Annotated in this window: 13 protein-coding genes; 1 reads left to right on the forward strand and 12 read right to left on the reverse strand. The window is 41.1% G+C overall.

Annotated elements, in window-relative coordinates; all coding sequences use genetic code 11:
* Nucleotides 1-5 precede the first annotated feature (5 nt).
* Nucleotides 6-803, reverse strand: a complete 798-nt coding sequence (locus E2I05_RS01860; RefSeq protein WP_121853701.1) for a hypothetical protein — start codon at nt 801-803, stop codon at nt 6-8.
* A gap of 1115 nt (nt 804-1918) precedes the next feature.
* Between E2I05_RS01860 and metF the strand changes: the two genes are divergently transcribed.
* A complete protein-coding gene (metF, locus tag E2I05_RS01865; RefSeq protein WP_121853702.1) occupies nt 1919-2806 on the forward strand; it encodes a methylenetetrahydrofolate reductase in 888 nt (295 codons plus the stop codon).
* On the opposite strand, the gene E2I05_RS01870 is transcribed toward metF, so the two are convergent.
* The 11 genes from E2I05_RS01870 to ubiE form a co-directional block, all read right to left on the reverse strand.
* Nucleotides 2776-3276 carry a hypothetical protein gene (locus E2I05_RS01870; protein WP_121853703.1) on the reverse strand — a complete coding sequence of 167 codons (501 nt, stop codon included), beginning with the start codon at nt 3274-3276 and terminating at the stop codon, nt 2776-2778. The two genes, metF and E2I05_RS01870, sit on opposite strands and share 31 nt — an antisense overlap.
* 89 nt (nt 3277-3365) lie before the next feature.
* Nucleotides 3366-4379, reverse strand: coding sequence for a porphobilinogen synthase (gene hemB, locus E2I05_RS01875; RefSeq protein WP_121853704.1), 1014 nt, complete (start codon nt 4377-4379; stop codon nt 3366-3368).
* Between the two features lie 21 nt (nt 4380-4400).
* The gene (locus E2I05_RS01880) at nt 4401-6287 is read right to left on the reverse strand and encodes a sensor domain-containing diguanylate cyclase (RefSeq protein WP_121853705.1); all 1887 of its coding nucleotides are present in this window, start codon (nt 6285-6287) and stop codon (nt 4401-4403) included.
* Nucleotides 6284-7084 carry a TatD family hydrolase gene (locus E2I05_RS01885; protein ID WP_121853706.1) on the reverse strand — a complete coding sequence of 267 codons (801 nt, stop codon included), beginning with the start codon at nt 7082-7084 and terminating at the stop codon, nt 6284-6286. Before E2I05_RS01885 ends, E2I05_RS01880 begins: the two co-directional genes overlap by 4 nt.
* Before the next feature lie 3 nt (nt 7085-7087).
* Nucleotides 7088-7558 (reverse strand): hypothetical protein, encoded by a 471-nt coding sequence (locus E2I05_RS01890; protein ID WP_121853707.1) that lies wholly within the window; start codon nt 7556-7558, stop codon nt 7088-7090.
* 59 nt (nt 7559-7617) lie between these two features.
* Nucleotides 7618-8385 carry a twin-arginine translocase subunit TatC gene (gene tatC, locus E2I05_RS01895; protein WP_121853708.1) on the reverse strand — a complete coding sequence of 256 codons (768 nt, stop codon included), beginning with the start codon at nt 8383-8385 and terminating at the stop codon, nt 7618-7620.
* Between the two features lie 21 nt (nt 8386-8406).
* Complete coding sequence (gene tatB / locus E2I05_RS01900) at nt 8407-8805, reverse strand: Sec-independent protein translocase protein TatB (RefSeq protein WP_121853709.1); 399 nt, start codon at nt 8803-8805, stop codon at nt 8407-8409.
* 6 nt (nt 8806-8811) lie between these two features.
* Nucleotides 8812-9051 carry a Sec-independent protein translocase subunit TatA gene (tatA, locus tag E2I05_RS01905; protein WP_121853710.1) on the reverse strand — a complete coding sequence of 80 codons (240 nt, stop codon included), beginning with the start codon at nt 9049-9051 and terminating at the stop codon, nt 8812-8814.
* A 25-nt stretch (nt 9052-9076) separates the two neighbouring features.
* Nucleotides 9077-10720, reverse strand: coding sequence for a ubiquinone biosynthesis regulatory protein kinase UbiB (gene ubiB, locus E2I05_RS01910; protein WP_121853711.1), 1644 nt, complete (start codon nt 10718-10720; stop codon nt 9077-9079).
* Complete coding sequence (locus E2I05_RS01915; protein WP_121853712.1) at nt 10720-11337, reverse strand: ubiquinone biosynthesis accessory factor UbiJ; 618 nt, start codon at nt 11335-11337, stop codon at nt 10720-10722. Before E2I05_RS01915 ends, ubiB begins: the two co-directional genes overlap by 1 nt.
* Entirely contained in the window at nt 11337-12092 is a 756-nt protein-coding gene (gene ubiE / locus E2I05_RS01920; protein ID WP_121853713.1) for a bifunctional demethylmenaquinone methyltransferase/2-methoxy-6-polyprenyl-1,4-benzoquinol methylase UbiE, read from the reverse strand. The genes E2I05_RS01915 and ubiE overlap by 1 nt, the downstream gene beginning before the upstream one ends.
* Nucleotides 12093-12103 lie beyond the last annotated feature (11 nt).

Raw genomic sequence — 12103 nt, forward strand, 5'->3', positions numbered from 1 at the left:
CCTGACTAAATATATTGTTCGCTTAATTGAGGAAATGGGGTAAGCGCGTTAGCGTGATGGAAGTGAATATTTGGGCACCTGTTTCTTAATTGGTCATCGACTAATAGACAGCTTTTATCAAATGCGTAACGCTTGATAAATTCATGTTTTGTTAATTGCTCCATAGCTTGATGGTTTCGATTGAAGTAATCCGTGTTATGTAGGGTTATTCCAAAATGAGAAAATAAAGGAGCAATAATAGCGTACTCGTAATCAGCGTCTGTAATGACTTTAATGTGGTGGTTTCGTTGTTGAAATGCGACAACTCTTTTCATCGAATCTTCATTTACAAAAAGTGTACTAAAACGATTAAGCTTCAGTGGAAATTCTAAGTTAAATTGTTTACTTGGATTCAACGAAAACATTGTATTGTCTAAGTCTAATAATAATGTGACGGCTGGGTTGGTGCTAGAGACCATTAAATTAGCTCTCGCTAACCACTGAGCTTTGTTTTTAGGAACAGTAACGTTATAGTCACTTTTTACATTAATGAGGCAAGGGCCAGTCGTATCTGCTGGAACATTCAAGTAATGCATAATGGCCATTTGTTTGAGGGCTTCTTTGTTACTTGTACAGTGTGAGTGCCAACCTCTGTGACGGATACAATCGACAGCAATTCCTTCTTGGAAATTTACTCGGTAATCTTGAGTTTTACCGTTCATTTTATGAAGACGGTAAATAATGGCCGACTTGTCGGGTAGTTCATTTATGCGCTCTAGTGTTCGATAGGATAAGCAGGATAAATTCGGATAGGTTGCGATCATATACTTGTCTCAATGTAGTAAGTCGATAAAAGCTTTCATTCATTCAATCTTTGTCGGTTCAATAGCCTAAGCATATAGGTTGTATTACTTGCCGCTTTACAAAGCTCTTTAAGTACCTGTCGATAAGTTCTTTGATAATCCTAAAAACATCAATTGAACGCTGAGTATACGAGTAACTGTTTGAGCAATACGATGATTTTATTATCATGTTTTTCACCCAATGAGTGAAGTGCTCTATGCTCACAAGCTTGCTAAAATGACTGCTATCTGCGTTGTAACTTTTGCAAGTAGAATAACTACTTGCTGCAAGCTACGTCTTACTATCAGCCATTTTTTCTACACTTGTGAACGCAGTCAACTGATGTTTCTAGGATAATTATACCAATTACAGTAATTAATCTCTCACTCAGCAAGAGCTAAAGGGTTTCAGTACAAGGCGCAAGTTTGAGGTACTATATTCCCTACGGCCGCCATACAAAGCTGGCGTTCAACGCACTTCGTGCTTTTGTCGGGATAATTCAAAAACTTGCAACGCAGTAATGGAGTCCTTTAGCCTTGCCCTTCGGGAGCTTGTATGTGTCCAAATTATTACGCAAAATTGTCTTAACGTAGAATAACTATGTCTTCATCAATTTCACTTGTACTTTGAACACATACATAGCTCTGAGTTGGGTATTTAATTACTGTAATTGATATAAGCTCAGCAAAAACTACGGTGGATAAAATAATTTATTGATTTATTTATATGTTTTCTGTGCCGTCATACCTGCGCAGGCTGGTATACAGTGTCTTTTCCAAGAAAAGAGAACCTCGCAGGACTACCAACATACAAAGCTGTCGCTACTTCGTTTCCCGTTTTGTTGGAGTGACGGCAAAGTTAGTTTCGCAGAAATCAAGCATATTCATCGCCTTATTGTTTCGCCCTTTTCAATAACAAATACTGAGCAGTGCAATTAGATTGATCATGTAATTGGGATTATCTCACTCTATGCAAAGCGAATAATGATATGTACAAAATTTAATCTTGACAGGGGGTAGAATATAATGGATAGTTTGGATGTTCGGACGTTTAGACGTCTGTAGGTGTTAATGCGAAGCGAGGAGAAAAAGGAAAAATGTCATATCATGCACAGCACTCTAATACTTTGAATCAAGGGTTGTCAGAGTTAAAAGGTGACATTAACGTTTCCTTTGAGTTTTTCCCCCCTTCAACGCCTGAGATGGAAAAAACCTTGTGGAAGTCTGTGCGTAGGCTTGAACCACTCAATCCTAAATTTGTGTCGGTCACCTATGGTGCAAACTCAGGTGTGCGTGATCGTACTCACAGTGTTATTGAACGCATACAGCAGGAGACAAAGCTAACAGCCGCCCCTCATTTAACCTTGATTGACGCTTGTGATGATGATCTTAAGTTAATAGCCGCTCAGTACTGGAGCTCTGGTGTTAAAGATATTGTGGCATTACGTGGTGATGTACCCGCAGGAGAGGCTAGCCCTCAACGTTACGCCGCTGATTTAGTGAGTTTATTAAGGTCAGTGGCTGATTTTGATATCTCAGTGGCCGCCTACCCTGAAACGCATCCTGAAGCGAAAAATGCACAATCAGATTTAATTAATTTAAAACGTAAAGTGGATGCGGGGGCTAATCGTGCGATTACCCAGTTTTTCTTTGATATTGAAACCTACCTAAGATTTCGAGACCGATGCGTAGCGACGGGGATTGAAGCTGAAATTGTCCCGGGTATTTTACCCGTGACTAATTTCACTCAATTAAAGCGTTTTGCCAACCAAACGAATGTTACATTGCCAAATTGGCTACACCAGCAGTTTAGTGGTCTTGAGAATGATGCCGAAACTAGGCAGTTAGTTGGGGCTAATGTAGCCATTGATATGGTGAAAGTGTTAGCGCGAGAAGGTGTAAAGGATTTCCATTTTTATACCTTAAACCGCGCAGAATTAACCTACGCGATTTGTCATACGTTAGGGGTAAGAGGAGAAGCTTGATGAATATGATTAATAGGCTCTTTTCTAGCTGCTGGTTCTACAGGGCCTCTTTTTACTGCACTATAATATGATTCACGATGTGCGTATTTTTTTATTTTTCCATCACGTAGCATTTCCTGAGCCCCTGAGTCCGTTAAATCTTCTCCTTGAGCTCTTTTTCGATAAATAGACCCAAAATTTTCAAGACACTCAATGACTCTTGCCATATACGTCGTTTTTGGGGTGCAAAAAAAGTATTTTATTGTACGACCTATTTTATAAGCGGTTCTGTTATTTAAATCTTTTTCTATAATGATAATTTCAGGTTTATTTCTTGGAACAGGAATCACAGTAATTAGATACGTTTTTTGGGCTTGATTATCTTTAAAAATATGCCTGTTAATAGTATTTTTATCTACTTCAAGCTTGTTGTCAGAAGATACAAAGCTCTGTAAAGCCGTATTATAAGGATTTGGTGAGCAACAGCACATAATCAGCACCATACTTTAAAAGTGGAAACCTCTATATTAGGCATTATACCAATTACTGTAATTGGTATAATATAGAGGCACAAAGATGCTTAAATTTTATCTTTTTGTAGCCACTGCGCAACGGTTTTTGCGAAGTAAGTCAGGATCCCGTCAGCTCCAGCACGTTTAAAGCACAAGAGTGATTCCATCACAATTTGCTGTTCACTCAACCAGCCATTTTGTATCGCGGCCATGTGCATGGCGTATTCACCACTGACTTGGTAAGCGAAAGTTGGTACTTTAAGTTCCGCTTTAACGCGGTGAACAATATCAAGATAAGGCATACCCGGCTTAACCATTACCATATCGGCGCCTTCTCGAATGTCCATAGCAACTTCGTGAAGGGCTTCATCACTATTAGCAGGATCCATTTGGTAGCTGTGCTTATTGCCACCTTTAAGGTTACCTGACGAGCCAACGGCATCACGGAAAGGGCCATAATAATTTGATGAGTACTTTGCCGAATAAGCCATGATTTGGGTATTGACGTGTCTGGCCGATTCTAATGCATTACGAATAGCGCCAATGCGGCCATCCATCATATCGGATGGGCCAACCATGTCGGCACCAGCATCAGCGTGGGATAGTGCTTGCTTAATTAAAATGTCCGTGGTGATATCATTTAAAATATAGCCTTCATCATCAATGATGCCGTCTTGACCATGAGTAGTAAAAGGATCAAGTGCGACATCCGTCATGATGCCAAGCTCTGGAAAGGCTTTTTTTAGCGCTTTTATGGCTGTCTGTACTAATCCATTGGGATTATAAGACTCTTCAGCGAGTAGCGATTTTTTATCAGCAGGAGTAACAGGAAAGAGAGCAATCAGTGGGATACCCAGCTCGACCAGTTCAGCGGCTTCTTTTAATAATAAGTCGATACTGAAACGTTTGATGCCGGGCATTGATGCAACATCTTCAGTGCGGTTTTCGCCTTCGAGTACGAACATGGGGTAGATCAGATCATTAACCGTTAACTGGTTTTCGGCCATTAACCGGCGACTGAAGTCATGTTTACGCATTCGACGCATTCTGCGTTGTGGAAATGAACCTGTATTAATACTCACGTTAAACTCCTGAAATGTTACTTATACCGCAGTGGCGTTAAAGCGCACAGAATACTCTTGAACTTGATCTCGGCCACTCGATTTTGCGAAATATAATGCTTTATCGGCTTGCTCTAATAATTTCATTGCATGGGCATCATCCGTGATAATTGCAGAACTGACTCCAATGCTGACGGTTAAAGAAATACGCTGTTGCTGCCATTCGATACGTAAAGATTTAATGCTTTTTCGTATTCTATCAGCAAGGGCTAAAGCACCCGGCATGTCAGTTGTTGGGAGAATAATGGCAAATTCTTCTCCGCCATAGCGAGACACGATATCAGCTGGTCTTTTAAGCTCATCTTTTATTGCTGTTGCGATGGCTTTAAGGGCAAGATCACCTGCTAGATGCCCGTATGTGTCGTTGATAAGCTTAAAGCGATCAATGTCCAACATCATCACGGCTATCGGCGTCATTTGACGGCGACTTAACTTACTTTCTGCAGCTAATTTCTTATCGAATGCACTGCGGTTTTTTACCCCTGTAAGCGTATCAATTGTGGTTTGCTCTTTAAGCTTGTCATGCGCTTCATTAAGCTCTCGATAGGCCATTTCAAGCTCTAGGGTACGCTCTTGAACCATACGTTCAAGCTTTGCATTACTTTTGGTTTCTGCGGTTAAGGCACTTTCACGAGCTTTACGGATCCGTTCAGCTTGAACTAAAGCTTTTTGTTGAATTCGCATTTTGGATTTACGTTCATCGTTATAACGGATGGCGAGGATCACCGACATCACCGCGATTTCTAAAGTTAGCCCGACCATCATTGGTGTTTGTGGTGAATATTCAAAGGCTAACACCCCTAAATAGCTTAAACAGGTCATGCAAGCGCCAATAACCATCAATCCCCAACCGAAAGCATAAAGCTTGGCAAGCTTGTGTCCTTTATATGCTTGAATGCTTGTCAGTACCATAAGTGCAATTGAAACAGCAATAATGGTATTAAGATCGATAAGCAAAGCTAATTCATAACTTATTAAAAAGGATAGACCACTTAAAAATACCGCTATACTGGCGCCGTAACGACAAAACCTAAGCATATGTACGTTTTGGTTACGCAAATGCAAAATCTTTTCTGTTAACAAAAGAGCAAAAGCTAGCGCCAGTGGTAAAATAATTGTCATTACACTTTGTTGAAGTGATGGCCATTTCGGCCATAAATACTGAAACGCATAACCATTTAACGTGGCAATAATGAGTGTCATGCAAAGCACATAACCTGAGTAATAACCATAACTGTATGAACGACTCGCAAAAGCAAAAAAAAGACTGAAGCAACCAATGCCGAGCAGTGTACCTAACTGCATGCCATCTATGATCAATTGCGAGTCTTTATGCTCTAACAGCGCCTTATCAGACCATAATGTCAATGGTAAATGAGCGCTGCCTTGGGTGTCGATTTTAATAAGCAGCAGTTGGGTTTGCCCCGCGACGATGTTTATTGGGTAGTAGAAACTATTAGCATTAAACAGGCGCTGGGAAAAAGGCAATGAATCACCCAGTATGGTTTTGTCAGCAAGCTCGCCATTAATAAAGTGATAAATTTTTATTTGATCTAAATGAGGATTATTGATCTCTAAAAATCGAGAAACGCTCGGGCTCGATGTAACCAACTCAACTTGTAGCCAAAAGTTATGCGCTCCAATCATTTTAGAATCTGCAGGTTGCAATTGACGCCAATAGATATCAGATTCCGCAAGCACATGTTTAACCTCAGTAATATTTTGTTTTTTTAATACATAGGTGGATGTACTTAAATCAAGTTTATTTTGATCGGATACTTGCAGTGGAATAATATTTTCAGCGAAGGCTTGATTACAACCAATAAGCAGTAATGTAAAAATGATCAGCCAATGAGCGATTCGGTTCATAAATGGTGCTCTAAGTTAAAAAATGCCTGAGTATTCTCGAAGCATTGCTGTGAAAAATCTTCAAGAGGCTCTTGGCGCAGTTTTGCAATCTTTGTCGCAATAACCGGTAAATATTTCGGGTAATTCGTGCGTGATTTTGGCTTAGGTTTAAGGTTACGGGGTAGTAGGTAAGGGCTGTCGGTTTCAAGCATTATTCGGTTTGATGGAATGTGTTTGACAACTTCAGCCAATTCGGTGCCACGGCGTTCATCACAAACCCAACCCGTGATACCCAAATGCAAATCTAACTCGATGCATTGTTGCATCTCTTCATAGCTGCCAGTGAAACAATGTAATACAGCGCGCTTAAGCCGAGCGCGATACTTTTTTACTAAAGTAATAAAGTCATTATGGGCATCACGGCAATGCATGTAGATGGGCATGTTTAGGTTTGCAGCAAGTTGAAGTTGAGCTTCAAAGGCTTCAAGCTGAGCCGCTTTGGGGGAAAAGTTTCGGTTAAAATCTAAACCACACTCACCGATTGCGACAACATTATTATGACTGGCGAGCTCAGCCAGTAGCTCGCTACTGTTTGACGTCCACTCACTGGCATGATGTGGATGAACGCCTACTGTAGTGAACAAGTGTTGTGGACGTTGTTGACAATAAACTATCGCACGTTGGCTTTCTTCAATGTGACTACCGATAACAATCAAGGGACACACATTTTCAGCTTGAGCTTCAGTAATTACCTGCTCAAGCTGATTTTCGAGAGGGCTGCCAACTAAGTTAACGGCAATATCAATATATTGTGACAATGGTTACTTAGTCCGTTTTACTCTGATAGTCGTATTTCGATCTGCGGTGCCTAGTAAAAATGAACCAAGCGCTCCTTTTTTAATAAAGACTTTATTGCCAACTTTTAAACGATATTTACCGACACTCGTTTGCTTCCAAACTTGACCATTTTCAAAGGTAATGATCAAATTTCCATAAGGATGTTTTTTGATTTTTTTTATGGTCAATTCGACACGCTCTAGGGCATCTTTTTTGGGTTTTGTTTGGCCAAAGTCATCTTTTTGTGCCTCCACTTTTGACTTTGATTGGCCAAAAGTATCGGCTGAAGGGACTGAATTCACTGCTGTACTTGGTCGAGCCGCCAGCTTATCGTAACAAATTAAACGCTCTAGCTTGTCATTAATCGTAGCGCACTGTTGCAGTTCTTGTTCTACTCCCGCTAGGCTTTGAGTAGAAAATAAAATACTTGCTAAAATTGACCATCCATAACGCATGTCATCATTCTCCGTTTTTGGCGCTGAACATTCTTTGACAGCGCCAGAATTTAGATTGGTTACGGCATGATACTGTTATTTGAGTCGTTTTCCGAGTCCTTATCTGTTTCATCGTCTTTTGATGAATAAAAACGTGCGGCTAACAACCCGCTTTCGAATAAAATGAGCATCGGGATGGCGAGCATGGTTTGTGAAATGATGTCTGGAGGCGTTAAGAGCATGCCCAGAACAAACGCGCTCACTACGATATAAGGTCTTTTAGCTTTTAAGTCGTCAACAGTAGTAACACCTGCCCAACATAACAGCACAACAGCAATGGGGATTTCGAAGGTTAAACCAAAAGCAAAAAATAACTTAAGCACGAAATTTAAGTAACTGCTTATATCGGTAGCGATTTGCACACCTTCAGGCGCGATACTGGTGAAGAAGCCAAACACAACAGGAAATACAACATAATAAGTAAAAGCAATGCCGAGGTAAAACAACATGGTGCTACTAAAGAGCAAAGGAGCCATTAAACGTTTTTCGTGTTTATATAAACCGGGGGCGATGAATGACCATATTTGGTACAACACATAAGGTATGGCGATAAAAAATGACAATATTAATGTCAGTTTAAAGGGCGCGAAAAAAGGAGCGGCCACATCGGTAGCGATCATGGTACCGTTGACTGGTAATGTACTCATGAGTGGTATGGCGATGTAATGATAAATATCACTTGCCCAGTAGACAAGACAAATAAAGACTAATAAGACACTGCCAACAGCGCGTAATACTTTGTTACGTAGCTCGAGCAAATGACTGACTAGGGTTTGCGGTTGCGCCATAGATTTTCCGTTTACTTATGTTTAAGGCTTAACGTGTGATTCGACATTTTTATCGGTGTTAGCTGATGACTCAATGGCCGGAGTACTTTTATCTTTGTTAGCCTCTTCAGTTGAGCCAGCATCCACTTTATAAGGACGATTTACCGATTCAGCGGCTTGCTTGAGTTGGTCAATGGATTCTTGTAACTCTGGAGATAATCCTGATAAACCTTTACTTTCAGCTTCTTTTAGATCTTTATGCAGCTGTTCAATATTCAACTCTTGTTCAAGTTCTTCTTTGACAGAGTTCGCCATGCGTTTCATCGCACGGATCCACCCTGTTACGGTACGTACTGCAACTGGCAGGCGTTCAGGGCCCAAAACTACAAGCCCAATGATGCCTATCAGCAGCAATTCCATAAAGCCGATGCCATCAAACATAAGTCATTACGCCTGTTCGTTCTTGTGAGTTTCAGTTTTAGTTTTAGCTTCTACCGCTTGCTTTGTTGCCGCCGTTTCTGTTTCATCCGTCAGTGGCTTTTTGTCGTCATCGCTGTTCATGGCTTTCTTAAAACCTTTTACTGCTCCACCTAGATCACCACCGACTGAACGCAGTTTTTTAGTTCCAAACAGTAATACCACGATAACTGCGATAATAAGTAATTGCCAAATGCTAATGCCGCCCATGGAAAAATCCTCAATAAGTGATAAGTTAATGTTTTTTAGGTCTTTGTCGCCATCCGACAATCCACAATATAACACCAAGCCCATAAAAGCTGTGTGGGAGTAATGGTGTCACACTTTGGTTGTAAAAAAGTGTGCCACAGATCAATAAAACTGCAGAAGTAATCAATAAGTAATTACTTTTGTGCAGTTGTTGTTGGTGACGCACGTATTTTTGTAATAATTGTTGCTGGCTGCCGAGCAACTTTCGTCCAAGTTTTAAATTGTCATAGACGAGTTCAGGCAATTCCGGCAACTTTTCAGACCAAAAAGGCATATTGGCCTTGGCCTTGTCAAAAAATGCTTTAGGGCCGATTTGCTCTGACATCCATTGTTCTAGAAATGGCTTAGCTGTTTGCCATAAATCCAATTGTGGATATAACTGTCGCCCCAGTCCTTCAATATACAATAAGGTCTTCTGTAATAGAATTAATTGAGGCTGAACAACCATTTCAAACTTTCTTGCCGTGCGGAATAACTCTAATAGCACATGGCCAAAGGAAATTTCGTCTAGTGGTTTTTGGAATATAGGATCACACATGGCTTTAACGGCTTGCTCAAAAGCAACAACGTCAGTGTTTTCTGAAACCCAACCCGACTCAATATAGAGCTGAGCAATACGCTGGTAATCTCGGTTAAAGAAGGCTAAAAAGTTTTCAGCTAAATAGCGTTTATCTGTTTCACTGAGCGTACCCATAATGCCGCAGTCTAAGCCAATGTAAAATGGGTTGTCTGGATGCTCTTTGGAGATGAAAATATTGCCGGGGTGCATATCGGCGTGAAAAAAGTTATCCCGAAATACTTGAGTGAAAAATAGCTCAACGCCGCGCTCAGCCAATAATTTGAAATTCGTGCCTTGGGCCTGCAATTGCTCAATGTTAGAGACAGGAATGCCGTTGATGCGCTCCATGACCATTAAACGCTTATAGCAATGCTCCATATGAACATAAGGCACATACAAAGCATCAGAGTCAGTAAAGTTGTTTCGAAGCTTTGTGGCATTGATGGCTTCGAGCTTTAAGTCAAGCTCGCCCAAAATGGTGCTTTTATAATCGGCAATAATTTCGGCAGGACGAAAACGATGGCTGTTACCCATGATTTTTTCTAGCCTAGAAGCCACTTGTTCCATGAGCTGTAAATCTTGATTGATTTTTTGCTCAACGTTTGGCCGTAGCACTTTAAGAACCACAGGCTGGCCAGTTGATTTCAATACCGCACAATGGACTTGGGCAATGGAGGCCGAAGCAAGGGGAGTGTCTTCAAAATCATCAAATAGAGAATCTATGGGGACGCCAAGCTCGGCTTCAATGGCTGCTCTGGCGAGTGCTGAGTCAAACGGCGGTACTCTGTCTTGTAATTCGGCCAGTTCTTCGGCCCACTCATCATTGAGCAGATCTCGGCGAGTCGATAACATCTGGCCTAGTTTGATATAAACTGGGCCAAGTTCGAGCATAGCCAAGCGAAAGCGTTCACCGCCAGATCGCTGAGGATGCTTGTTTCGCAACCAAAATAAACAACTTCGTAATGCACGAAAATACCATGGCTTGAGTTTGCTTGGTAACGATTTGTCTAAACCGTATTGCAGCATGACTTTTATGGTGTGATAACCACGTTTAAACCCTGAAATCGACATTAATTGATGCTATTCCTTAGTCGTGTAATTCGCTCTGATAACGCTTGTGTCTCAGAGTGTAGCTCTTCAACTCGATCACACCATGCGATGTATTCCAATTTATGCGGCGCAATACGATATTCTTCAATGGCAAGTTGCGATAAATGTGAGCTACTGCTTTTCAGTAATCCTTTAAGCCCACTCGTGACCTGCGTTAATCCTGTTTGTATAAAATGCGTCGGCACATCACCAATATATTTCGACAAAGGTTCGGCCCAATCAAATTGCAATTGTTGTAAGTATTGGCTGAAACTTTGGAGAGTGGCTAATTCTCCTTCAATAATTAGCTTATCGGCCTTAATGAGCTCGGTTAAACTGGCACCTTCTGTCAATTGATAAATGGTGGTTGCATCGGCTTCAACACTGACGTCGATATCGCCTTCATAATGGCTCATGACCAATATTTGTTCGCTGCAAATAAAATACAACGGCCAAGATAATTGCTTAAGACGGATTTCAATCACTTTGCCATTAAGACTGTGTAGCAACGGGCTCAATGCTCTGTTTTGTTTCGACAGTTGGTGCAAAGAGGTTTCAATCGCGCTGACACAGAAAATCGCCAGTTTTTTCGAAATCATTAGAACTTATACCCACGATGGAGTGCTACCACACCATCAGTTAAATTCGTGTAGTCAACTTGCTCTAAGCCAGCATCAATCATCATATTTTTCAATGTGTCTTGATCAGGGTGCATACGGATTGATTCGGCTAAGTACTCATAGCTGTCAGCGTCATTGGTGATCAGTTTGCCCATTTGTGGAATTACTTTGAAGCTATATAAATCATACACTTTTTGCATCAAGTTGTGTTTAGGCTTGGAGAACTCAAGGATCAGCAATTTGCCACCAGGTTTAAGTACTCGTTGCATGGATCTTAGCGCAGCGTCTTTGTCGGTGACGTTACGTAGGCCAAATGCAATAGTAATGATGTCAAAGTGATTATCAGGGAAGGGCAAGGATTCAGCATTGGCTTGCACATAACTGACATTACCGATAATGCCTTTATCGCGTAATTTATCTCGTCCAACTTTTAGCATTGAGTCATTGATATCAGCCAGTGTTACTGAACCTTTTGAACCGACTAAACGGGAAAATTTTGCGGTTAAATCGCCGGTTCCGCCAGCTAAGTCTAGCACTTTCATGCCCGGTCGTGCGGCGGCGGTTTCGATGGTGAATCGTTTCCAAAAACGATGAACACCAAATGACATTACGTCATTCATGATGTCGTATTTTGCGGCAACTGAATGGAAAACGTCGGCAACGAGATCGGCTTTTTTATCAGCGTCTACGGTTTTATAACCAAAGTGCGTTTGCTTAGACTCACCTTCTGACATGGTGCTGCATT

Origin of the sequence: Parashewanella spongiae, assembly GCF_004358345.1 — a bacterium.
In the GTDB taxonomy this organism is placed as follows: Bacteria; Pseudomonadota; Gammaproteobacteria; order Enterobacterales; family Shewanellaceae; genus Parashewanella; species Parashewanella spongiae.

What these genes read in the sequence shown, in the direction of transcription:
- E2I05_RS01860 (WP_121853701.1), bottom strand. Translation starts at nt 803, where the DNA reads ATGATCGCAACCTATCCGAATTTATCCTGCTTATCCTATCGAACACTA.
- metF (WP_121853702.1), top strand. Translation starts at nt 1,919, where the DNA reads ATGTCATATCATGCACAGCACTCTAATACTTTGAATCAAGGGTTGTCA.
- E2I05_RS01870 (WP_121853703.1), bottom strand. Translation starts at nt 3,276, where the DNA reads ATGTGCTGTTGCTCACCAAATCCTTATAATACGGCTTTACAGAGCTTT.
- E2I05_RS01880 (WP_121853705.1), bottom strand. Translation starts at nt 6,287, where the DNA reads ATGAACCGAATCGCTCATTGGCTGATCATTTTTACATTACTGCTTATT.
- E2I05_RS01890 (WP_121853707.1), bottom strand. Translation starts at nt 7,558, where the DNA reads ATGCGTTATGGATGGTCAATTTTAGCAAGTATTTTATTTTCTACTCAA.
- tatC (WP_121853708.1), bottom strand. Translation starts at nt 8,385, where the DNA reads ATGGCGCAACCGCAAACCCTAGTCAGTCATTTGCTCGAGCTACGTAAC.
- tatB (WP_121853709.1), bottom strand. Translation starts at nt 8,805, where the DNA reads ATGTTTGATGGCATCGGCTTTATGGAATTGCTGCTGATAGGCATCATT.
- tatA (WP_121853710.1), bottom strand. Translation starts at nt 9,051, where the DNA reads ATGGGCGGCATTAGCATTTGGCAATTACTTATTATCGCAGTTATCGTG.
- ubiB (WP_121853711.1), bottom strand. Translation starts at nt 10,720, where the DNA reads ATGTCGATTTCAGGGTTTAAACGTGGTTATCACACCATAAAAGTCATG.
- E2I05_RS01915 (WP_121853712.1), bottom strand. Translation starts at nt 11,337, where the DNA reads ATGATTTCGAAAAAACTGGCGATTTTCTGTGTCAGCGCGATTGAAACC.
- ubiE (WP_121853713.1), bottom strand. Translation starts at nt 12,092, where the DNA reads ATGTCAGAAGGTGAGTCTAAGCAAACGCACTTTGGTTATAAAACCGTA.